General features: G+C 65.0%; 20 protein-coding genes. 9 read left to right on the top strand and 11 right to left on the bottom strand.

Annotation, left to right across the window (positions count from 1 at the left end):
- The first annotated feature begins 340 nt into the window (after window positions 1-340).
- Window positions 341-1,936 (top strand): ArnT family glycosyltransferase, encoded by a 1,596-nt coding sequence (locus ACYQR9_RS23955; RefSeq protein ID WP_461228271.1) that lies wholly within the window; start codon window positions 341-343, stop codon window positions 1,934-1,936.
- Window positions 1,933-3,162: a glycosyltransferase gene (locus ACYQR9_RS23950; RefSeq protein WP_461228270.1), complete on the top strand. Its 1,230-nt coding sequence runs from the start codon at window positions 1,933-1,935 to the stop codon at window positions 3,160-3,162. The genes ACYQR9_RS23955 and ACYQR9_RS23950 overlap by 4 nt, the downstream gene beginning before the upstream one ends.
- Before the next feature lie 37 nt (window positions 3,163-3,199).
- Here the strand turns inward: ACYQR9_RS23950 and ACYQR9_RS23945 are convergent, their stop codons facing one another.
- The 4 genes from ACYQR9_RS23945 to hemB form a co-directional block, all read right to left on the bottom strand.
- Complete coding sequence (locus ACYQR9_RS23945; RefSeq protein ID WP_461228269.1) at window positions 3,200-3,697, bottom strand: RDD family protein; 498 nt, start codon at window positions 3,695-3,697, stop codon at window positions 3,200-3,202.
- Window positions 3,698-3,797: 100 nt separating this feature from the next.
- Window positions 3,798-4,856, bottom strand: coding sequence for a methyl-accepting chemotaxis protein (locus ACYQR9_RS23940; protein WP_461228268.1), 1,059 nt, complete (start codon window positions 4,854-4,856; stop codon window positions 3,798-3,800).
- Between the two features lie 172 nt (window positions 4,857-5,028).
- On the bottom strand, window positions 5,029-5,400 hold the full coding sequence (locus ACYQR9_RS23935; protein WP_056429290.1) for a hypothetical protein: 372 nt from the start codon (window positions 5,398-5,400) through the stop codon (window positions 5,029-5,031).
- Window position 5,401: 1 nt separating this feature from the next.
- Complete coding sequence (gene hemB, locus ACYQR9_RS23930; protein ID WP_056429287.1) at window positions 5,402-6,457, bottom strand: porphobilinogen synthase; 1,056 nt, start codon at window positions 6,455-6,457, stop codon at window positions 5,402-5,404.
- Between the two features lie 247 nt (window positions 6,458-6,704).
- Between hemB and ACYQR9_RS23925 the strand changes: the two genes are divergently transcribed.
- From ACYQR9_RS23925 to ACYQR9_RS23910, 4 genes are all read left to right on the top strand, one after another.
- Complete coding sequence (locus tag ACYQR9_RS23925; protein ID WP_461228267.1) at window positions 6,705-7,781, top strand: enoyl-CoA hydratase/isomerase family protein; 1,077 nt, start codon at window positions 6,705-6,707, stop codon at window positions 7,779-7,781.
- The gene (locus ACYQR9_RS23920) at window positions 7,778-8,245 is read left to right on the top strand and encodes a DUF6163 family protein (RefSeq protein WP_056454291.1); all 468 of its coding nucleotides are present in this window, start codon (window positions 7,778-7,780) and stop codon (window positions 8,243-8,245) included. The genes ACYQR9_RS23925 and ACYQR9_RS23920 overlap by 4 nt, the downstream gene beginning before the upstream one ends.
- Window positions 8,246-8,408: 163 nt before the next feature.
- On the top strand, window positions 8,409-8,921 hold the full coding sequence (gene ldtR, locus ACYQR9_RS23915; protein ID WP_056429280.1) for a transcriptional regulator LdtR: 513 nt from the start codon (window positions 8,409-8,411) through the stop codon (window positions 8,919-8,921).
- Between the two features lie 403 nt (window positions 8,922-9,324).
- Window positions 9,325-10,416 (top strand): GGDEF domain-containing protein, encoded by a 1,092-nt coding sequence (locus ACYQR9_RS23910; RefSeq protein ID WP_461228266.1) that lies wholly within the window; start codon window positions 9,325-9,327, stop codon window positions 10,414-10,416.
- A gap of 300 nt (window positions 10,417-10,716) precedes the next feature.
- On the opposite strand, the gene ACYQR9_RS23905 is transcribed toward ACYQR9_RS23910, so the two are convergent.
- The 6 genes from ACYQR9_RS23905 to pqqA (ACYQR9_RS23880) form a co-directional block, all read right to left on the bottom strand.
- The gene (locus tag ACYQR9_RS23905) at window positions 10,717-10,941 is read right to left on the bottom strand and encodes a hypothetical protein (protein ID WP_056429276.1); all 225 of its coding nucleotides are present in this window, start codon (window positions 10,939-10,941) and stop codon (window positions 10,717-10,719) included.
- 91 nt (window positions 10,942-11,032) lie between these two features.
- On the bottom strand, window positions 11,033-11,383 hold the full coding sequence (locus ACYQR9_RS23900; protein WP_207411641.1) for a 4-fold beta flower protein: 351 nt from the start codon (window positions 11,381-11,383) through the stop codon (window positions 11,033-11,035).
- A gap of 7 nt (window positions 11,384-11,390) precedes the next feature.
- Window positions 11,391-11,741 carry a hypothetical protein gene (locus ACYQR9_RS23895; RefSeq protein WP_056429271.1) on the bottom strand — a complete coding sequence of 117 codons (351 nt, stop codon included), beginning with the start codon at window positions 11,739-11,741 and terminating at the stop codon, window positions 11,391-11,393.
- 533 nt (window positions 11,742-12,274) lie between these two features.
- Complete coding sequence (locus ACYQR9_RS23890; protein ID WP_461228265.1) at window positions 12,275-12,538, bottom strand: hypothetical protein; 264 nt, start codon at window positions 12,536-12,538, stop codon at window positions 12,275-12,277.
- 283 nt (window positions 12,539-12,821) lie between these two features.
- The gene (gene pqqA / locus ACYQR9_RS23885) at window positions 12,822-12,911 is read right to left on the bottom strand and encodes a pyrroloquinoline quinone precursor peptide PqqA (protein ID WP_018042171.1); all 90 of its coding nucleotides are present in this window, start codon (window positions 12,909-12,911) and stop codon (window positions 12,822-12,824) included.
- Window positions 12,912-12,974: 63 nt separating this feature from the next.
- Window positions 12,975-13,064, bottom strand: coding sequence for a pyrroloquinoline quinone precursor peptide PqqA (gene pqqA, locus ACYQR9_RS23880; protein WP_056429267.1), 90 nt, complete (start codon window positions 13,062-13,064; stop codon window positions 12,975-12,977).
- Window positions 13,065-13,592: 528 nt separating this feature from the next.
- On the opposite strand from pqqA (ACYQR9_RS23880), the gene mgtE reads away from it, so the two are divergent.
- A complete protein-coding gene (gene mgtE, locus ACYQR9_RS23875; protein WP_056429265.1) occupies window positions 13,593-14,963 on the top strand; it encodes a magnesium transporter in 1,371 nt (456 codons plus the stop codon).
- A 48-nt stretch (window positions 14,964-15,011) separates the two neighbouring features.
- Here the strand turns inward: mgtE and ACYQR9_RS23870 are convergent, their stop codons facing one another.
- Window positions 15,012-15,497 carry a YidB family protein gene (locus ACYQR9_RS23870; RefSeq protein WP_461222469.1) on the bottom strand — a complete coding sequence of 162 codons (486 nt, stop codon included), beginning with the start codon at window positions 15,495-15,497 and terminating at the stop codon, window positions 15,012-15,014.
- 285 nt (window positions 15,498-15,782) lie between these two features.
- Here ACYQR9_RS23870 and treZ point away from each other — a divergent pair, with 285 nt between their 5' ends.
- Together treZ and ACYQR9_RS23860 are read left to right on the top strand one after the other, a co-directional pair.
- Window positions 15,783-17,588: a malto-oligosyltrehalose trehalohydrolase gene (gene treZ / locus ACYQR9_RS23865; protein ID WP_461228264.1), complete on the top strand. Its 1,806-nt coding sequence runs from the start codon at window positions 15,783-15,785 to the stop codon at window positions 17,586-17,588.
- Window positions 17,585-22,495: a malto-oligosyltrehalose synthase gene (locus tag ACYQR9_RS23860; protein WP_461228263.1), complete on the top strand. Its 4,911-nt coding sequence runs from the start codon at window positions 17,585-17,587 to the stop codon at window positions 22,493-22,495. Before treZ ends, ACYQR9_RS23860 begins: the two co-directional genes overlap by 4 nt.
- The last annotated feature ends 51 nt before the right edge of the window (window positions 22,496-22,546 follow it).

Raw genomic sequence — 22,546 nt, 5'->3', positions numbered from 1 at the left:
AGGTCTCAAGTGGGTGAACGTCGCGGTATCTCATTTTCAGCGTGAAGGCTGGCATGGTCGGCCCGCCGAGCGTATCACCGCGCCCGGGTGGGGAGCGACCGTATTTCGGAGGCAATTCAGGACGAAATCATCCCATGTCGTGACGGGGCTGATGTCGGTGAGTTGAAACACGATAGCAAAATTCTCACGGGAATTGTGTTCGTCGCCATCAGCGGGGGCAAGATCGTGACGCGACATCGGAGGATCGCGAGATGACCGGCATGCGACTCGGACGCGGTCGATCTACTTTTGCAAGACTGGACAAGGAATTAGTCAGATCAGCTCCCTCCAACTAACGCCGATGCGCTACGATCCGCCGAGTGCCGCGAAGGCCCATTCCTTCGGGGATGCCGCTCGATCGGCCGATTATACGCATCACGTCATCGTTATCTTGATCGTCTCGTTCATCGCCCGGCTGGTCGCGGTGCGGTTTCTCGACCTTACCTTCATGGAGACATACGGTGCCGTCGTCGCGAGGAACCCGTCGATCTCGTTCTTCGACCAGCCACCCCTGACATGGTGGACGATCGCCGGTGTCATGCGTCTGTTCGGATCCGACGATGCAGTGATCGTGCGCCTCCCATTCCTGGTGATGTCGGTGGTTTCGGGGTGGTTGATCTATCTGATCACACTGCGGATCTTCAATTCGCGTGCCGGTCTCTACGCTGTTTGCGCCTACTCCCTGTCCCCGCTTCTCGGATTGTCGGATGGGAGTCTGGCCCAGACGAACGGGCCGATGACCCTTTTCATCCTCGCCGCCCTGCTTGCCTTCCTTCACATCGATTTCGGCGCCCGAAGACTGCAGGACAACGGGATCTGGTTTGCCTGCGCCTTCCTGTTCGGTTGTGCCCTTGCCTCGAAGTATCTCGCCGTCCTTCTTGTGCCGGGCCTTCTCGTCGCAGTTGCGAGCCAAGCCGAGGGAAGGCGCTGGCTCCTTCGGCCGGCCACCTATTTCGGCCTCGTCTTCCTGTTGGTGCCGCTCCTTCCGGTCATCATCTGGAATGCGGAGCACGGCTGGGTTTCGTTCCTGTATCAGGGTGCGCGCGCCGAAGGGAACGGGAGCGTGAACTTCACGAGAGCGTTCCGCTGGACCCTGACACAGGTAATGATCGTCCACCCACTCGTATTATTTCCCGCTTTCTACATGCTGTATCGAAGCCTGAGAAACGGCCCGAGGGAGGCAGGACCCTGGCTTCTCGCCTGTCTCGCGGCGCCCGTTCTTCTGTTCATTCTCGGTGTGATGGTGTGGAGCAGCCATCCGCTGCGCGGCTATCACTGGGCGTCCATGGGGTATCTTCCCCTGCTGCCGCTCGTAGGCGCCTGGGCGGACGGCCTCGCAGCCAGCGACCGGCCGGACGCCGCACGGCGCTGGCTCGCGACGCTGGCCGCGACGACGATCCTGGCGATCGGCCTACTACTGCTACATGCCTTTACCGGCTGGGCCGAGCGGGTCGCTCCGGCTAAAGCGTTCCGAAACCAGGATCCAATCCTCCTGGAACTCTACGATTGGAGCGATCTTCCCTCCGCGCTGACCGCTCGCGGTGTCGATCCCGCCCGCACCTTCATTGCCGCTACTCGTTGGGAAGATTGCGCCAAGGCCTTCTATGCCATCCGACAGCAGTTCCACAGCCTGTGCCTCGCCGGGGACAATATCCACTTCACCTATCTCGCGGATCCGGCGCGCTTCAGGGGTATGGATGCCATCATCGTCGACAGGTATGCCAATCCCGATGCAATCCGGTATAATCTCGACGGTCATTTCGAGACGTTCTCGGAGGACTCGCCCATCCGTCTGACTTTCAATGGGCGCAAGATGCACGATCTGAAGATCGTCCGGGCGAGCCGTTTCGATGGTACCTGGCCGAAGCCCAGGATCGGCGCGAAAGGCCGCCAGTGACTCTCACTTTGCCCCAGGCGACGTTCGCACCCGATGCGGATCGGCCTCTCGTCACGATCGTCATCCCGACATTCAACGAGCGGGATAACATCGCGGTCATCTGCGGCCGGATCGCCGCCTCGCTCGACCGACATCCGTTCGAGGTGATCGTCGTCGACGACGATTCCCCGGATGGCACCTCAGCCGTCGTCGAGAGCTTGGCCAAGGCCGATTCCCGGATCAGAATCATCACGCGGACCGGCCGACGCGGGCTGGCGGGAGCCTGTATCGAGGGGATGCTCGCGGCGCGGTCCGAACTCGTCGCGGTCATGGATGCGGACCTCCAGCACGAGCCTGCGACCCTCGTGCCAATGCTCGACCTGATGGCGTCGACCAAGTGCGACATCGTCATCGCCAGCCGCTATGTCGACGATCCCGACGTGGCGGCCTTTTCGTCCGTCCGACAAGCCTTGAGCAATGCCGGCAACCGTCTGGTACGCGCTCTGCTGCGGGTCCAGACCAGCGATCCCATGAGCGGTTTCTTCCTCATGCGCCGAAGTATTGTGGTGAAAGCCGAGCCGCGCCTGAGCCGCGACGGCTTCAAGCTTCTCGCGGACATCCTCGTTCAGGGCGGGCGGGCGATGAAGATCGAAGAGGTTCCCTACGTCTTCGGGCCCCGGCTTACCGGGCAAAGCAAGCTCGACGAGAGGGTTCTCTTCGACTTCGCCGTCCTTCTCATTGCGAAATCCGTCTTCGGAGCACTTCCAACGCGGTTCGTCTCCTTCGCCCTGGTCGGTGGCCTAGGTGTCATTGTCCATCTGGCCCTTCTGGGGCTGATGCTATACGCCCTGAACGATAATTTCCTGCTGTCTCAGACTGTTGCCACGCTTGGCGCCATGACGGCCAATTTTTTCCTGAACAACGTCCTGACGTATCGGGACCAGCGGATCGTCGGGATCGACCTGCTGCGAGGGCTTGCGGTGTTCTGCCTGTCCTGTTCCTGCGGTGCGTTCAACAATATCCTGGTCGCACACCTCATATATACAGCGACGGGCATCTGGTGGCTGGCTACGGGGGTGGGCATCCTGGTGGGGGCCGCCTGCAACTACGTATTGTCGGCCCTCACGGTCTGGCGGCGCTTCGACAAGCGGCAAGATCGGGAAAAGCCGGCGCCTGAGGGAGACGCCGTTCTATCGAAGGGCGGCGGAGACATCGGTATCGCGCAGCCCCCTTACGTCTCGCGGTAGGGACGAACTCCTCCTTGGACCTCGTCCCCCGGTGTGATCAGAGCCGTACCACCGCGAGGCCGACGAGAACGTCGTGACCCAGGCGCCGGTCCGACCTCATGAGCCCGAACAGGATATCGACGAACCACAGTAGGAACGTCGAGATGGCGACGTAGAACAGCAGGGCGTGGATGGCGGCGGTGAGGAGATCCACCCTCAGGCCGCTGGCCGGAGTCACCACACGAAGGCCCATCATCCGCATGCCCCAGGTGCTTTGGGCGGCGCCGCCCACCGTCACCGCGCTGTAGAGGATGCCGCTGGCGGGAAGGATCGCGAACAGGGTCCAGCCGAGCCCGAAGGTGAGCACCCCGAGCACCGTGATCGCCAGGGTGAGGAGCGCGGTGAAGCCCAGGATGAAGAGGATGTCGAGGAGATAGGCGACGAAACGTGCGCCGAGGCTCGCCCGCACGAAGGGCATCGGAAGGTTGCTCGGAAAGCCGGACCCGAAACGCTCGGCATAGCCTGCGGGGTCGTAGCCTGGGGGCGTGTTGAGCATGGCCGGTAGCCTTTGAGAGGGGAGACGATTCTCCTTCATGGGAAGACATGGGAGGACCCATGCCTTCACTCAAGGTCACATGGGCTTCGCTGCCACTCCGTCAGGCGGATTGCTCGATCACACCGCGCCATCCCAATCCGCGATACGTCTCGTAGCCAGGCGTCTCGTGGAAGGCGACGAGGCGGCCTGCTGCATCGATGTAGCTTCCCTGGCTCTGTCCATCGGTGCGGAGGGGATAGCGCTCGGTGAGGAGGCCATTGCCCTTGGAACAGGCGATGACGCGGTTCTCGGCATCGAGCAGCATGACACGGCTATGGGCCCGCTCCGCCGGCGCGAGGCGGACACCCTCGACGATGGTGCGTGCCTGCGGCTCCCAATCGAAATGGATCGCGAGAAAGCCGATCGCCTTGCCGTTCGTCTCACCACCTGCTCGCACGGAGGCGACATAGGTGGCGCTCTGTGCGCCGTTGAGCGCGGCGACCCGTGCCACGTTGGCCACCGCGAAGTCATCGCCCGAGGCTAGCGGCTTGGCGCGGGCGAACCACGGCTCATGGCTCACATCCTGGCCGACCACATCGAACCGGTCGGGCCGGCCATTGGCAATGACCTTGCCGTCGAGGCTGCACAGCCAGAGATCGAGATAGACCGTGTAGGCGGAGAGGATGACTCCGAGCCGGTGCGAGGCGTGTTTCCGTGCCGCTTCTGACGGGGCGAGCGCGCACTCGACGACCGCAGCATCGGTCGCCCACCACCTTACGTCGCATGTGCGCTCATAGAGGTTCCGGTCGATGATCTCGACGGCGTTGAGGGCAAGATCGATACAGCGGGCCGAGCGGGTCTCGCTGGCGAGATGCTCCACGGCCTGCGTCAGGTTGTCGACACCGTCCCCCAGGGCGTTGCCGAGGCCTGAGACGAGACCCTCGATCTCACCCGCAACGGTGCGGACCTCATTGGCGACGACGGAGAAGCCGGCCCCCCGTTCCCCCGCATGAGCGGCCTCGATGAGGGCGTTAAGGGCCAGCAGATTCATGCGCCGGGTGATGGACTTGATCGATCCCACGCTGCGGTGAGTGAGGGCTTTCAGCTGCTGGGTCGACGTCTCCACGAGCATCGAAAGACTGTCGGCTGGATGATCTGCCTCGTTGAGTTTTGTCGCCATCGCATCCTCAAAATGGACCGCCCAAGCTCAGCGCTTGGTATTTAAATATCGATTCAAGATCGAGATTGGCCGGCAGGCGACTGCGAACGATTCGAGGTCTGCCGGTCAGAGACAATCCTGTCGCCTCCCCAAGGAAACCTAAGCAATAAGAATGCCAGGGCCGCGCGAATGCCTAGCGCGCCGGCACGGGGTCGTTTGCTTCGGAATCTAATGTTTCGAGATAGTATTTCTTAAGCATGAAAAGCGCTCCGCCCGACACCGCCTTGTGGTCCATGCGGACGCCGATGAGACCCGCGCCGCCGTCGAACAGGCAGTCGATGCGGTGCTGGCGTTGGCCCAAAGCGTAATCGACGCGCACGCTGTCGGGCGCCGATCCACGGCCGACATGGAGCAGACGGGGCGGGAGGTCCGATGCCACCAAGGCAGGGAGCGTTCGCCGGCAGGTGGTGATCCGCTGCCGGTCGATGGAGCTGTCGCAGCCTGCCAGGAAGGGGGCGACCAGAAGCAGGAGCGCAGCAGGGCCGATGACGGCCCGTCGGCGCATTTCAGAGGCCGTCGCGCAGGCGTTCGGCCACACGGGGGGCGTAGTAGGTCAGGATGCCATCGGCGCCAGCGCGTTTGAAGGCGAGGAGGCTCTCCGTCATGGCACGGGTGCCGTCGAGCCAGCCGTTGAGGGCGGCGGCCTCTATCATCGCGTACTCTCCCGAGACTTGGTAGGCGAAGGTCGGCACGCCGAACTCGTCCTTAACTCTCCGGATGATGTCGAGATAGGGCAGGCCGGGCTTCACCATCACGGAATCGGCACCTTCGTCGAGGTCGAGGGCGACCTCTCTGAGGGCTTCGTCCGAATTGCCCGGATCCATCTGATAGGTGCGCTTGTCGCCCACCAGGGCCGCCGTCGTGCCGATGGCATCGCGGAACGGGCCGTAGAAGGCACTGGCATACTTCGCCGCGTAGGCCATGATCTGGACGTCGCGGAAGCCGGCCTTGTCGAGGCCGCTCCGGATCGCGCCGACGCGACCGTCCATCATGTCTGAGGGGGCGATGATGTCGGTTCCCGCCTCGGCCTGGATCAGGCTCTGCTCCACAAGGAGCGCCACCGTCTCGTCGTTGAGGATGGCCCCGTCCTCGATCAGGCCGTCATGGCCGTGGCTGGTATAGGGATCGAGGGCGACGTCGGTCATCACGCCGATCTCGGGTACGGCCTTCTTCACCGCACGCACCGCGCGGCAGACGAGGTTGTTGGAGTTCAGGGATTCCGATCCGGTCGGGTCGCGCAGGGCGGGGTCGGTATAGGGAAAGAACGAAATCGCAGGGATTCCGAGCCGGGCCGCGCGCTCGGCGTCGCGGACCACCTCGTCCACGCTGAGGCGCTCCACCCCCGGCATCGAGGCGATGGGCTCGCGTCGGCCGGTCCCCTCGATGACGAAGAGCGGCCAGATAAGATCATCCACCGTCAGGGTATTTTCCCGCACCAGGCGGCGCGACCACTCCGCCTTGCGGTTGCGACGGGGGCGCTGCGTGATGCTCAGCGACGCGGCGGAACTCGCCTTGGCCGTCTCGATGGCGAGGGGACGCGGGGTCGGGGTCGCTTCGGTCATGGTCTTCGTCTCGAATGCTCGTCGCGGGCGCGTCGGAGCCGGCCTAACACATCCCCAAAACTCTTCGAAACCCGGGCCGATCGCCGCTCCCCGGTGGACGGCGCATGTTGACGGGTCTCGGCAGAGTTCGTCTAAGCGACCGGGCGAGCGTGGCATGTCCCGATGCTCGCACCACGGACCACGTGGAAACCCGCGAGCCCCCCGAGGGGCGAGACAGCCCCCGGCGGAGGCCAACCGGAGACGATGGATGACAGGCGCAGACGAGCCGGAGATCCTGTTCGAGCGGCGCGGCGAAGCTGGCCTCATCACTCTGAATCGGCCTAAATCCCTGAATGCGCTCACCTTCTCCATGTCGACGGCGATGTATCGCGCCCTAGCCGAATGGGAGCGGGACGACAGGATCACCCGCGTGGTCGTCCGTGGCCGGGGCGGCCGGGCCTTCTGCGCCGGTGGTGACATCCGCCAGATCTACGACCTCGCGCGCCAGGGGCTGGACGAGGAGGTGAGGCAGTTCTGGCTCGCCGAGTACCACCTCAACGCTTATGTGAAGCGCTATACCAAACCTTACATCGCCCTGATCGAGGGGATCGTGATGGGCGGCGGGGTCGGGCTGTCCCTGCATGGCAGCCATCGGGTCGCCTCGGAGCGCTACGCGCTGGCGATGCCGGAAGTGGGAATTGGGTTCTTTCCGGATGTGGGAATGACTCATGCGCTGCCGCGCCTGCCCGGTTACGCGGGACATTATCTCGCCCTCACCGGCGCCCGGATCGGTGCCGGAGATGCCCTCGCTCTGGGGCTCGCCACCCATCATTCGGCGGCGGAAAACTTCGACGCGATCACGGATGACCTGGCCGAAGGCAGCGTCATCGGACGGGCTTTCGACCGCCACGCGACCGCCTTTCAGGAGGTTGGGCCGATCACGTCGCATGGCGGTACGATCGAGGCCTGTTTCTCCGCCGGCAGCGTCGTCGAAATCCTGGCGAGACTCGATTCGGACGGGTCGCCCTTCGCCACGGAGGCCGCCGCATTGATGCGCACGCGCTCCCCGCATTCCCTCTGCATCGCCCACGAACAGATGAAGCGCGGCCTCGCCATGGATTTCGCCGAGGCGATCCAGGCGGAGTATCGCCTGGCCATGCGCGCCATGCACTGGCACGACTTCCGGGAAGGGGTCCGCGCCGTGCTCGTGGACAAGGACAACCGCCCGGACTGGCGACCCGCAACCCTGGCCGAGGTGGACCCGGCGGCGATCGCCGAGGCCTTCACCGAACTGCCCGATGGCGACGCGCCGAAGTTCGATGGATCAGAAAGGATCTTATCATGAGGGGACTGACCAAGGTCGGTGCGACGCGGGACGGGCGCGGGCGCGCCAGCGAGATGGCCGGCGACCGGATCGAGCGGTCGCCGCGTGCACCGCAGACGGGCTGGGACGTGGTTCTGGTCTGGTTCATGCGCCTGACGGCGATGTTCTGGCTGGCAAAGGGCGTCTCTACCTGGGCGACGATCCTCGATATCTTTCCCGGAGCCCGTCCTTTCGAGGCCGAACCCCTCGGCCGCCAAGCCGTCATCGTCTATTTCGCGGTGATCGACTTCACGGCGGCGATCGGGATGTGGCTGACCAGCGCCTGGGGCGGTGTGGTCTGGTTGTTGGCCGCCACGAGTGCCGTCACCCTGGCGATCCTCACTCCGCATCTGCTGCCGATGTCGGTCCCGTCCCTTGCTGCGCATGCAAGTATCATTGTGGTCTACTTCGCTTTGTCTTGGGCTGCGGCTCGCGAGGTCAGGTAAACAACACCTTACTGGATTACTTTCATTTTGCATTTACCGACAGAGGTAAATCGCATATTCATCCTATCGCTTAAATCGTCTTTCATCGGTCACTCGTAAATTGGCTTCATAAGCGGTGCCGAACACCACGGCGCCCGAGCAAGAACCCTGACGAGGCAATCAGATGAAGTCCCAGTCCGCCAAGGTGATCGAGACCAATACTTCCACCGAGACCACCCCGGTGCATGGATCCTATCTCGAAGCGCTGCATCTCGTGGAACGGCTCCACCGCCGCCTGCTCGATGTGATCAAGGACGAGTTCGAGCGCCGGGGTCGCGAGGACGTCAACAGCGTCCAGGCGCTGCTGCTCTACAACATCGGCGACAAGGAACTGACGGCCAGCGAGCTGCGGACGAAGGGCTACTATCTCGGCTCCAACGTCTCCTACAACGTCAAGAAGCTCGTCGAGGCCGGCTACCTCCACCACGCCCGGTCGAAGACCGACCGCCGCTCGGTCCGGATCAGCCTCACCGACAAGGGCCGGTCCATCCACGACATCATCCAGGGCCTCTACGACAAACACGCCCGGACCATCCAGCCGATCGGCGGCATCTCCGACGACGATTTCGGGCGCCTCAACGTCGCCCTGGGCCGTCTCGAGCGCTTCTGGACCGACCAGATCCGCTACCGCCTCTAAGCAGGGTCCCGTTGGCACGCCAACGCTTCACGCTGCTCAACTCCTCGATGTGTCGCAGGTTTTTATCGCAGAACCGGCGGCCACTTCTGCGAAACCTGCTTAGGACGACAGAGATGGCGAATCGCCGGGAACGAGATATGAACCGGGGCGGCCAGGCATGACCGGAGGCCGCCCCGCGCGCAGCAGGTTCCGATTGGTTTCCTGGGGCCGAGCCTCGCTATCCAGTACCGAAGGCGTGCCGAACCGAAGGACAATGAAGCGATAGCCGCAGAGCCCTCACCAGACTCGCTGCAAACTATATTACCCTGAATCGATTTAGGCGGTTCTGTTGAACGTTCCTAACCCGCAGTGGGAAATTCTTGATTGAAGCTTGTTTGGTGCGCTCTGAGCAAGCTAATCAGGTATGATGACCGTCTCGATTCCAACTCTACAACTGACCGAGCTGATCGTCTTCATGACGTGCGGGCTCGTGTTCGTATACGGCTGGTTTCTTCGTAGAGATGAGTTCTCATTCCTCTGCTTCGGATCGAACTATCTGATCAGCGCCGCGATAACAGTCGGCTCCGACGACTTCGGCCGCTACGGGAGTTGGCTTTCTTCGTTGGGTTGGTCGCTGACGGCTTGCATGTTCTGGGTCGGTTTTCGGGTGTTCGACGGGCGAAGACCTCTGACGCCCGTCATGGCCGTCCTGACCTTGCTGCCGGCTCTCCTGCATGTCGGTCTGGCGGCGATCGGTCGGGATGCCGAGACGGTCAATACGGTGAGTACGCTGGCTTATGCGCAGCTTGAGGCCGCGATAGCCATTTACGTGCTTTCGACCTCGCGGGGATCGGCCATACGGCGCATCGCAGGCCTTGCGCAGGCTGCCATCGCCGCTGCGCTCTGTCTGCCGATCCTGCCGTTCTCGCCCAACGTCGAGCAACTGACGGTGGTGATCGTTGCGATCAACGATCATGTGACGTCGATCGTGCTCACGACAGCGATCCTCGCCCTTCAGTCCGAGAGGGCCTATGCGGCGTTGGAGCAGATTGCGAATCACGATCCCCTGACCGGCGCCCTGAACCGCAAGGGCCTCGATCGCGAACTCAAAAAAGAGCGGAAGGTGGCCGGGGTGATCGTCGCCGATCTCGACCACTTCAAAGCCATCAACGATCGATTCGGCCACGCCGCCGGAGACGACGTTCTGCGCGAGTTCGTCAAATGCGCAAAGTCGGTCCTACCGGAGGCGGCTATTCTCGCTCGCCTCGGCGGCGAGGAATTCGTGATCGTCCTTGAAGGGCACGATCGCCACGCGACTGTCTTCCTCGCCGAACGCCTTCGCTTCACACTTCAAGACAAGCCGATCACATGGAACGGTCACTCGATTGCGGTCACGGTCAGCCTCGGCGTCGAGATGACGGATGACGGAGCGCAGGTCGTGGCTGCTATCGAACGAGCGGATGCAGCTTTGTACAAGGCCAAGATCAGCGGGCGGAATCGGGTCCAAGTCGTATGAGCGCCAATGCGCGGCTCGTCGCAGATGATGCCTCGGAGTGCCGAACCGAACCGTTCGATCTGGTCGAGCGTGACGAGGCTTGCCGCGAGGCCTGTGAAGGCCTCGTGGATGTCGCGAAATCGTGTTCCCTCGCGTAGCTTTTGGCGGCGCAGTACGAGGACCGGCTGAGGTCGGGAAGATAGCTCTGCCGTGGCCGACCCGATGACGGGGGTTGCCGGGCGTACCCCGCCAACCCAGTCATCGTCCAAAATCGAGACCAACCCGAATTCGTCTCGGGACAATCGAACGTTCGGCCCGTCGTTACGAAGGCTGCTCCTCCCCGACACGCTCTTCCTCCTCGGAAAGAGCGGGAATGTCGTCGGCATCGTCTCCGACCAGTTCATCGAGTTCGTCGATCAGGTCGTTCACCTGATCTTCCGTGGCGAGGATACGGAAGATCTCCCCGTCCACGGTCTCGATGGTCAGTCGATAGCCTCCCGCCGTCTCGTCGGTGAGGACGCGAGCCAGCTTTTTCGTCAGTGTCATGCGAGTTTCCTATCGTCAGGCATCGCCCGACCCCTCTCGTCACACCGTTCGACGTAACGAGGGAGGTCGTGCGAACGGGTTCGGCCGAGGGTCAGATCAGGTCGGAAAAGACGCGATGGGACCAGGCCGCGAATGAGGCGGGACGAGACGGGGCCTGCTGCATTTCGGCCCGTGCCGGTTTCGGGCGTCTCGGACCGGGCGTCGTTTTCCCCTGCCGCTGGGGCTTGGGAGGGCCGCCCACCGCGTCCCGTTCGAAGAGCAGGCAGGCTCCGTCCTCGTCCGAGATCCAGCCGCGATCCGCCCAGCCGATGAAGCGGCCGTCATAGGCGTAGACCTTGTCATCGTGGATGAAAGCCGCGGCCTTGCCGTTCCAGAGATAGAGCGAGTGCCCGTCGTGGCAGAAAACCGCCTCGCCGCCATCTCTGTCGAAGAACTCGATCATGGACGGCTCAAACCCCGATCTGGCTGTTGTGTAGCGTGCGGAGGTCGACGTAGCTCATGGTCTCGCTGCTCCAGGTCGGTCCGTCATCGTCGTGCAGCCTCTTGGCGAGCGGCTTGTGCTTGTCGCCCTGATAGACCCCCAAGATGACGGTCTGGCCATCGGTGTCGTCGCTCTCGATCCGGTAGTGCGGCTGGACTTTCGATCCGACCCGGCTGAGGCGAACACGCAGCGTCGGGTTGCGCGTCTGGTCGGGGACCATGTTGAGGTAGACGCCTTTCAGATATTCCAGACGCTCGGCTTTCCGGCCGGCGAGATCCGCGATGGAGACGTTCTCGGCGAGCAGGTCGGGTTGGTTCATGATGGATCTACTTTCCAATTGTTGTGATGGCACGTGGTCCACCCGCAGAGACTGAATGCATCGACGCGCGATGTTCCCTGCGGGGGCGTTCGTCCTTGGGTGTGACGTGGACTTTGTTAGGCCGGCACTCGAATGTCGGCATGAGGGGCAGGGCGGCGCTGCCATCCACGCCGCGAGATTTCGCGGTGCGGGGGCTACGATATTCAAACATCTCGCAGGTTGCGCAGCCCTCTTCCCCAGCGGATCTCGGGCCTGCCCGAGATCCGTCGAGCTTGTGGGGTGGAGGTGGGGCTGGTTGGGCGACCCTCAAGCTGCGGAGGCAAGCGGCGCCACCCCCAATCCTGACCTTTTCCCACAAGGCGGAGAGGGAGGCGTTTTGCCTGCACAAGTAGATGGGGGAATACCGTCTCCTTGCAGCAGAGGGAACCCGTCGCCACTATTGTCGAACACGCTTGGATGAAGCGAACGGCGTTTGAGTCGCTTTGCGAAGCCGGTAGGCGCGTGCGGCGGCGGAAGGCCGATATCGATCTGCGTCAGTGCAAGGTCGGCGGCGGTTCGAGGAACGCGCGCATGCCGTCACCTTCCTCGGCGGCCTCGATGAACGCGTCGAGGGCATCTTCGTCGGAGGCGAAGGTGGTGGCCCAGACCGTCGACCAACCCGTCTGATCGATGACTTCGAGTGTCCACGGATCCTGCGTGCCGGCGAAGCGATAGACGTTCACGGTCACCGTGATGCCGTCCTGGGTCGCCCGTCCTGTGAGGTCCGAGAATTCCATGGCTGGCATCTCGCGGGTCATGGGGTGTTTCTCTCGAATGACGAGTTCACCGCAGGGACCCGAACGTGTCCCCATCTCATGAGCCGAAGTGACCATCCTAGCAGAGTTCTCGGCGGAACGGTCTCGTAAAGTTCACCCTTGCGGCGAGACCAGTGACGTCGACATTCCGATGGGTGACGTGACTGACGATCTCTGCACCGACCCGATCCCCGGTCCCGAGCGAACACGAAAAAAGGCGGCATTCCCGATGGAATGCCGCCCCTTCAAATCGCTTCAGGGAGCGATCGACTTGGTCGCGATCGACTTAGTTAAAGGTGTCGATCTCAGCCGACTCGTAGCTGGTGACTTCCATGCCGACGCACACTTCCTGAACGATGGGGGCAGACCACGTCATGACGTTTCTCCTGGTTGGTAGTGATGAGGCTTGGTGACACGGGCCCGTGAGGGCGCCGATCCCTCAGTTGAAGGGATCGATTTCCGCCGACTCGTAGCTGGTGACTTCCATGCCGACGCAGATTTCCTGAACAACGGGGGTAGACCATGCCATGGCAGAACTCCTTCGTGTCCGACGCCCTCAACATAAGCAATGAGTTGGGCGCAATACAAGCGGGCACGAGACTTATATTTTTCATATGATGAATCGTAAGGGCCGAATTTCCCCCGATAAGAGGCCGATTTTCCTTCTTTAGGGAACTATGATGCAGGATTGTGCTCCGTCGGTGCGCGATCCCGGCCCCGGCGCTGCCCATTCCGAACGTCGAAACGGCGGCTCCCACGGCCGTCCCGGCCATCCCGCCGACAGGTCTGAAAGACAGGAGGAAATTCATCTTGACGCGCCCCGTGGCGGAGCGCATGGGGGCGCCGCCGACGGCTTCCCCTCGGCGATCCGCATGTGCGCATCGCAGGTGGAGGCTTTGGAGCCCGAATTCCCCATCCATGCCCAGCGACAGTCCCACCGATCCAGCCCGCCCGGCCGATATCGTTCTGACCGCCTGAGGCCCTGACGGGTTCACGCGCGGCTCACCGCGATCCGGCCGAACACGGCCCGATCGCACTCCTCCCCCGAGGTGAGCCCATGAACCAGATCGCCCCCTTTCCGACCAAGATCGATCCCTCCGTGCTGGCCGCCCGGCTGTCGGACGAACGCGCGCCCGACATCGTCGAGGCGCTGAACGAGGAGGCACCCGAGGTCGCCGCCGCGATCCTGCTCGGGCTGCCCCATGACCGGGCGGTGGAGGTGCTCGACCAGCCGGAACTCGACCTCGCCGCCGACATCATCGAGATGCTGCCGCGCGACCGGGTCGCCTCCTACCTGTCCGGCATGTCGGCGGACCGGGTGACGGACGTGTTCCGCGAGATCGAGGAGCCGGGCCGCTCCGATCTGAGGGCGCGGCTCGATGCGGAGACGCGCGGCACGATCGACCGGCTCAGCGCCTATGGCGAGGAGAGCGTGGGCTCGCTGATGACCACGGAATTCGTCAGCGTGCCTGGCAACTGGACGGTGCAGCAGACCCTCGACCATGTCCGCACCGTCGAGAAGACCCGCGAGACAATCTACGCGATCTTCGTCCTCGACCCGCGCACCCAGGCGCTGACGAAGGCCGTGCCCCTGCGCCGGCTGATCTCCGGCAATCCCGACGACAACGTCCTCAGCGTCGCCGCTGGCCGGCGGCCGCTCGCCGTCTCGCCCACCGCCAGCCGCGAGGAGGCGGCGCGGCTGATCTCGAAATACGACCTGCTGGCCCTGCCGGTGGTGGATGCGGTGGGCCACCTCATCGGCATCGTCACGGTCGACGACATGATCGACGCCATGGTCGAGAAGCAGACCCAGGACGTGCAGCGCTTCGGCGGCATGGAGGCCCTGCCCGAGCCCTATATGGATATCGGCTTCGGCACGATGATCCGGAAGCGCGCCGGCTGGCTCTGCGCCCTGTTCCTCGGCGAGATGATGACGGCCACGGCGATGCAGGGGTTCGAGGGGCAGCTGGAGAAGGCCATCGTCCTCACCCTGTTCATCCCGCTCATCATGAGTTCGGGCGGCAATTCGGGCAGTCAAGCAACCTCGCTCCTCATCCGCGCTCTGGCGCTCCACGAGGTCCGCCTGCGCGACTGGTGGCGGGTGGCCCTGCGGGAAGTGCCCACCGGGTTGCTGCTGGGCGCCATCCTGGGGACGATCGGTGTCATTCGCATCGTCGTCTGGCAGAAGGCCGGCCTCTACGATTACGGCGAGCACTGGATGCTGGTGGCGGCGACGGTGGGGGCCGCCCTGGTCGGCATCGTTACCTTCGGTTCGCTGACGGGATCGATGCTGCCCTTCGTGCTCCAGCGGCTCGGCTTCGATCCGGCGACCGCCTCCGCGCCCTTCGTGGCGACGCTCGTCGACGTCACCGGCCTCGTCATCTATTTCTCGGTGGCGATGCTGATCCTGCGCGGCACGCTGCTCTGACCCTCATCGATCCTCCCGAGCGGGTTGCACCCGGGAGGAGACGACGCCTCAGGCCGGAACGCGGCCGTCGGGGGTGTAGCGGTCGACGGCCTGCGGCAATTCCCGCGACAGGCGGGACAGCAATTCCTCGCGGGTCAGTCCCGTCTGCTGCGCGAGGGTCGCCAGGATGTCCGGGCCGATGGCCTTTTCGAGGTTCTGGGGCGCGATTTCCTGGTTCGGACCCTGGTTGACCCAGGACGACGCCGTCTCGCCGTGGCCGTTCTGGGTGAACCGCTCGACGAGTTCGTTCAAGCCACCGCCGAGGAGGCCGCCCGCGCCCGCACCGCCGAGGGCGCTTCCCAACTGGCCGAGGATGCCGCCGAGCCCGCTTTGATTGAGGCCGCTCTGGCCATCGGTGACGGCTCCCGGCGTGCCCGGAGCCGCGCTCTTGTTCGACGTGCCGCCCAGGAATTCGGCGATCTTGTCCCTGTTCTGGTAGCCCGCCACGGCGAGCAGGCCCAGCAAGGCGGTCATGGACGGATATCCGCGGCTCATGCGCTGTCTCCCTTGAGGTTCGCCGCCGGCTCATCGGCGAGGCGACGCTGATCAACGTGCATGTGGCGCTTACCGATGCATCGCGCCGCCGGAACGGGCACAATCATGGATCAATGGCGCGCTGCACATAAAACTTCTCTGCCCGGCGGTTGTCCGCCGCGACCCGCGCATTACGTCGCAAGCGAAGCTGTTCGGTGAGGGAACCAGAGCACCGCGGACAGCCTTCTCACCGCAGGCGGGTGCGACTCCGCCGCGAGGTTTCCCAATGAGCGAGATGGCGGTCTGATGCGGCGCACACACGACATGAACTTCGGTGCCGCCATCGCGGCGGACGGCGTGCGCTTCGCCCTCTGGGCACCCACGGCCAAGGACGTCGCCCTCGTGGTCGACGGGGCCGAGCATCCCATCCCCGAGGCCGGCGAAGGCTGGCGCCGCACCACCGTGCCGAATGTCCGCGCTGGCGCCCGCTACGGTTTCCGCATCGACGGCGACCTCGTGGTGCCGGATCCCGCCTCGCGCTTCCAGCCGGACGACGTGTCGGGCCTCAGCGAGGTCATCGACCCGAAGGCGTTCGACTGGAGCGACGGCGAATGGACGGGCCGCCCCTGGGAAGAGGCCGTCCTCTACGAGCTGCATGTGGGCACCGCCACGCCGGAGGGCACCTACGCCGCGCTGGAGGCCAAGCTCGAGGACCTGACCCATCTCGGGGTCACTGCCATCGAGCTTCTGCCGCTCGCCGATTTCAAGGGTACCCGCAACTGGGGCTATGACGGCGTGCTGCCCTACGCGCCGGACGCCGTCTACGGACGCCCGGACGAGCTCAAGCACTTGATCGACACAGCACATTCGCTCGGGCTGATGGTGTTCCTCGACGCGGTCTACAACCATTTCGGCCCGGCCGGGAATTACCTCCACGCCTATGCCAAGACCTTCTTCACCGAGCGTCATCAGACGCCCTGGGGCGCCGGCATCAACTTCGACGGCGAGACCAGCGGCAAGGTCGTGCGCGACTACTTCATCGAGAACGCGCTCTACTGGCTGGAAGAATACCATTTCGACGGCATCCGCTTCGACGCGGTCCACGCCATTCTGGACGATTCGCCGAAGCACTTCATCGGCGAGCTCGCCGAGACCATCCGCGCGCGCCTGCCCGGCCGGCACATCCATCTCGTCCTCGAGAACGAGGCCAACCAGGCCCGCTGGCTCGAACGCGACGACAAGGCCCAGCCGCTCCAGCACACGGCGCAATGGGCCGACGACCTCCACCATTGCTGGCACGTGCTGCTGACCGGCGAGGATGCGGGCTATTATGTCAGCTTCGCCGACAAGCCGGTGGACCATCTTGCCCGCTGTCTCGCGGAAGGCTTCGCCTATCAGGGCGAGCCGTTCCCGAGCCTCGACAACCACCCGCGCGGCGAGCCCTCTTCCCATCTGCCTCCCTCGGCCTTTGTCACCTTCCTCCAGAACCACGATCAGGTCGGCAACCGAGCGCTTGGCGAGCGGTTGAGCGCGCTCAGCGACCCCGACAAGCTCAGCCTGGCCAGGGCCGGTTTCCTGCTCGCTCCGCAGATCCCGATGCTGTGGATGGGCGAGGAATGGTCGGCCACGACGCCGTTCCTGTTCTTCGTCGATTTCGCGCCGGACGAGGAGCTCAACAAGGCCGTGCGCGAGGGGCGCCGTCGCGAGTTCAAGAGCTTCGCGGCCTTCGCGGACGACACGTCGGTCATCCCCGATCCCACGGCGGAACAGACCTTTGTCGATTCGAAGCTCGACTGGTCCGAGCCGGAGCGGCAGCCCCATCGCGGTGTCTGGGCCGACACCCGCAACCTGCTGCAGATCCGGCACCAATCTGTCGTGCCCCTGACGAAGACGCAATATCTCGGGGCCGACGTGACCCGGCCGTCCCCGGATTCCCTCGACGTGACGTGGCGCTATGCGGGGGGCACCCTGCGCTTCGTCGCCAATTTCGGCGCGGATCCCCTCGCCGTCGATTCCCATGGAGGTCAGGTGATCTGGTCGAACGGTCATACGGGCAGCGAGATCGAGCTTCCCACCTGGACGGGTATCGTGCTGACGGGAGCCGCCCGATGAGCCGCGATCTCGAACGCCTGGCCGACCTCCTCGGCATCGCATCCGGCTATACCGACGCGTTCGGCCAGCCCGTGGCGACCGATATCGAGACCCGGCGCGGCATGGTCGCCGCCCTGGGCTTCCCGGCGAGCAACGACGACGAGATCGCGAGCAGCCTCGCGGAGGTCGAATCCGTCCGGCTCGGGCTCGTCCCGTCGCTGAACCCGGTCGAAGCGCGGCGTGCCTCGACGATCCCGCTTCAGGCCGCGGAGGCGCACGGTGCCGTGTCGTGGCGCCTCGTCGACGAGCGCGGCCTCGCGCGGGAGGGGAGGGCGTCGATCACGGGCGCTGGTGAACCCCGTATCGAGTTGCCGCCCCTGACGCCGGGCTACCACCGGCTCACCGTGGCGCTCGGCGAGCGGAAATCGGAAGCCTGGGTCATCTCCGCGCCGCAGCGTTGCTGGCGCCCCGCCGCCTATGCCGACGAGGGCGCGCGGGATTGGGGCCTCGCCGCGCAGCTCTACGGCCTGCGCTCGCCGCACAACCTCGGCATCGGCAGCTACGCTGATGCGGGCCGCGCCGCGCGCGATGCCGGCATTCGCGGTGCCTCGTTCTTGGGCCTGAGCCCGGTCCATGCGCTGTTCGAATCGGACCGCAGCAAGATCTCGCCCTATTCGCCGTCCTCGCGCTTATTCTTGGAGACCCTGTTCATCGAACCCGGCGCGCTGCCCGGTTTCACCAATTCGCGTGCCGCCGCGCTACTGGCGGACAAGGCCACCGACATCGCTGGCCTTCAGGCCGCGACCCTGGTGGACCATCCCGGCATTTGGGGCGTGCTGTCCCCCGTGCTGGAGGCGTTCTGGCAGGAATCCCCGGCTCGCGCGGGGCAGGACCCCGCCTTCTCGGCCTTCCGCGAGGAGGGCGGGGCGGATCTCGAAGCGCACGGGACGTTCGAGGCCCTGTCGGCCCATTACAAGGCGCTTGGCGCCTATTGGTCCGGTGACTGGCCGGAGGAGATGCGCCGCGCCGGGACACCGGCGGTGGAGGCGTTCGCGATGGCCCATGCCGAGGCCGTCACCTACCATATCTGGCTGCAATACCTCGCCGATCGCCAATTGGCCGATGCGTCGAAAGCCGCTCTCGAAAGCGGGATGCGCCTCGGCCTCTACCGCGACCTCGCCGTCGGCGCCGATCGCGGCGGGTCGGAAGTCTGGTCGCATCCTGAGCGCTTCGCCAATGGTGTCTCCATCGGTGCGCCGCCCGATCTGCTGGCGCCCAAGGGCCAGGATTGGGGCCTGCCGGCCTTCCACCCCCTCGAAATGGAGCGCAACGGGCTCGCCGCATTCCGCGCCCTGGTCCAGGCGAACATGCGCCATGCCGGTGCGATCCGCATCGACCACGCGTTCCAGCTCGCCCGACTCTTCCTCATCCCGATCACCGGATCGGCGAAGGACGGGGCCTATGTCGCCATGCCGTTCGAGCCCATGCTCGCGGTCCTGCGGCTGGAGAGCCACCGGGCCAAGTGCCTCGTCATCGCCGAGGATCTCGGCACCGCGCCGGAGGGCTTCTCCGACGCGCTGATGCAGGCCGGCATTCTGAGCTACCGCATCCTCGCCTTCGAGCGTGAGCATGGCGGCCGGTTCAAGGGGCCCGGCGCCTATCCGCGCGATGCGCTGACGGCGATCACCACGCATGACCTGCCGACCTTCGTCGGCTGGTGGCGCGGCGTCGATACCGACACCCGCCAGGCGCTGGGCCTCTACGACGCCGAGCGGGCGGAAGCGGAGCGGCGCGAGCGCGTCACCGAGCGCGCCCGCCTCACCGAGGCTCTGGCCTCCGAGCAATTGCTGCCGAGCTACGACGTGCCCGAGACGGCGCCGTTCGAAGCGGCGGCGCGCTACCTCGCGCGGGCGCCCTCGATGCTGACGGCGGTGCAGTACGAAGACGTCATCTCGGAACTGAGCCAGGCCAACGTGCCGGGCTCGACGGAGGGCTATCCGAACTGGCGGCGCAAGCTCGACCGGAGCCTGGAGGCCATCGCGGCGCCGGGCGGTCCGCTGGCAAAGCTCGCCGCCGCGCTGTCGGCCGAGGAACGCGGCCCCCGTTCGGGGGCGGCGCGTCTCGCCTCGCCGCCGCCGCGCGCCACCTACCGGCTGCAGTTCCACAAGGACTTCACCTTCGCCGATGCCGAGCGGATCGTGCCGTATCTGGCCAAACTCGGCATCAGCCACGTCTATGCTTCGCCGATCCAGAAGGCGCGGCCCGGCTCGACCCATGGCTATGACATCGTCGACCATTCGACGATCAACCCGGAACTCGGCGGCGAGGAGGGCTTCGTCCGCTTCACCGACGTGATGCGGAAGCACGATCTGAAACTGCTCCTCGACATCGTGCCCAACCATATGGGCGTCGGCGGCGCGGACAATCCGTGGTGGCTCTCCGTCCTCGAATGGGGTGATCTCTCGCCGCTCTCGCATGCCTTCGACATCGACTGGCAGCGCCAGGGCGCGCGCAACAACCTCGTCATCCCATTCCTCGGCGACCGCTATGGCGAGGCCCTCGAACACGGCACCCTCGACCTGAAATACGATGCCGCCGCCGGCGCCTTCAGCGTCTGGCATTACGAGCATCAATTCCCGATCTGCCCGCTGCAATATCCCTCGATCCTCAACCGCGCCCTGGCGGCGCATGGCGAGATCGGCGACGACGCGGCGGCAGAAGTTCTCGCCGTCTCCGAGCGGCTGCGTCTCATGAGCGAAGAGACGAATGCGGAGCGCCGCCGGGGCTTCCCGGAGGAGGCCGACGGCCTCAAGCGCCGGCTCGCCGACGCGGTGGAGGCCTCGCCGGCCATCGCCAAGGCCATCGACCGCACGCTGACCCTGCTCAACGGTTTCGAGGGGAGGCCCGACAGTTTCGGGCCGCTCCACCGGCTCCTCGAGCAGCAATCCTACCGTCTCGCCCATTGGCGCGTGGCGGCGAGCGACATCAACTACCGTCGCTTCTTCGACGTTAACGGCCTCGCGGGCCTGCGCGTGGAGAAATCCGACATCTTCCACCGCTCGCACGAGACGGTGTTCCGCCTCATCTCCGAGGGGCGGATCGACGGGCTGCGGATCGACCATATCGACGGTCTCGCCGACCCGCAGGGTTATGCGCGCGCCCTGCAGAGCGCGGTCGGCCCGGGCTTCTACGTCGTGGTCGAGAAGATCCTCGAACCCGGCGAGAAGCTGCGGCCCTGGCCCGTCGCCGGAACCACCGGCTACGACGTGCTGAACCAGCTCGACGGAATCCTGGTGGATCAGGAGAAGCACACTAGGATCACCCGGTTCTATCGCTGGGCCACCGGCATGGACGAGCCCTACAAGGCGCAGCTTCGGGCGGCCAAGGCGGAGATCCTCGAGATCAGCTTCGCCAGCGAGCTCGAAGTGCTCACCGCCGACCTGAAGCGGATCGCCGATGCGGACCGGCGCACGCGCGATTTCTCGGTGAACGCCATCCGCCGCGCGCTGATCGAGATCATCGCGCGCTTTCCCACCTACCGCTCCTACCTGCCGGGCGATCTCGACGAGAGCGACGTCGAGGGCGAGGATATCCGCCTGATCGAGGGCGCGGTGGCAAAGGCCAAGCGCTGGAGCGCCCTGCCGGACAGGTCGGTCCACGATTTCGCCTCGCAGGCTCTGCTGGGGCGGGTCGATTCCGGCGGGCCGGGGCGTCCCGATCCCGCCGTCATCCTGCGGTTCCGTCGCCGGTTCCAGCAGCTGACCGGGCCGGTCATGGCCAAAAGCCTGGAAGACACGTTGTTCTACCGGTTCTCGGAACTCCTCGCCCTCAACGAGGTCGGCGGCGATCCGGGCGAATACGGGATCGATCTGGAGCATTTCCACGCGCTCCAGGCGGCGCGGGCCCGCGACTGGCCGAACGCCATGATCACCACGGCCACCCACGACACCAAGCGCGGCGAGGATGCGCGCTCGCGCCTCCTCGCCTTGTCGGAGATCCCGGAAGTTTGGGCCGAGGCCTGGACCATCCTCGGCCAATCGGCCCGCACGCATCTCACCGCCATGGAGGAGGGCCCCGCGCCCGACGCCAACGACCAGTGGATGTTCCTGCAAGCCATCCTGGGCGCCTGGCCCTTGGAATTGCTGGACGGGGACGACGAGGCCGCCATCGCGGAATTCCGCGAACGTCTCGACGCGTACTCTGAAAAGGCCCTTCGCGAGGGCAAGCGCCGATCGAGCTGGGTCAATGTGGACGAGCAGTACGAGGCGGCGGTCAAGCGGTTCTTCGCCGGCCTGATCGCGCCGGGCGCGAAGTTCATGACGCTCATGCGTCCGATCGCGCGCCGGCTCGCCCATCTCGGCATGATCGCCGGCCTCGGCCGGACGGTGCTGAAGACCACGCTTCCGGGCTTGCCCGACGTGTACCAGGGGACGGAATTCTGGGACTTCTCCTTCGTGGACCCGGATAACCGCCGCCCCGTGGATTACACGGCCCGTGCCGAAGCCCTGAACGGGAGCGCCGACATCGCCGGCTTGCTCGATCACTGGCCGGATGGGCGGGTCAAGCAGGCGACGCTCGCGCGCCTCCTTGCCGACCGTGCGGAGCGACCCAGCTTCTACGCGGATGCCGACCATCTGGCGGTGACCGCAGAAGGCCGGTTGAGTGCTCATGTCATCGCATTCACACGGTCCGATGCCACAAGCGGGGAGGGCGACCTTCTCGTCGCCGTGCCGCGACTCGTCTCCGGCCTCGTCGGCGATGCGGCATGGTCGGGCGAGGCCTTCTCCGGCACCACCTTGCCGGTGCCGGCGGAGAGCTGCTGGGTCGACCTGATGTCGGGGGCCGAGGTGCAGCCGGAGGGAACATCGGTCGATCTCGGCCGGTTGTTCGCGCATTTGCCCTACGCAGTCCTGAAGCGGATCGCCTGAGCCCGAGTTCGGGACGGCAGCCGAACCCTGAAGGGCGGTCCTCGATGGGGA

The organism is Methylobacterium sp. CM6241, assembly GCF_054817845.1.
This window is presented reverse-complemented; position numbering and strand designations above follow the sequence as displayed.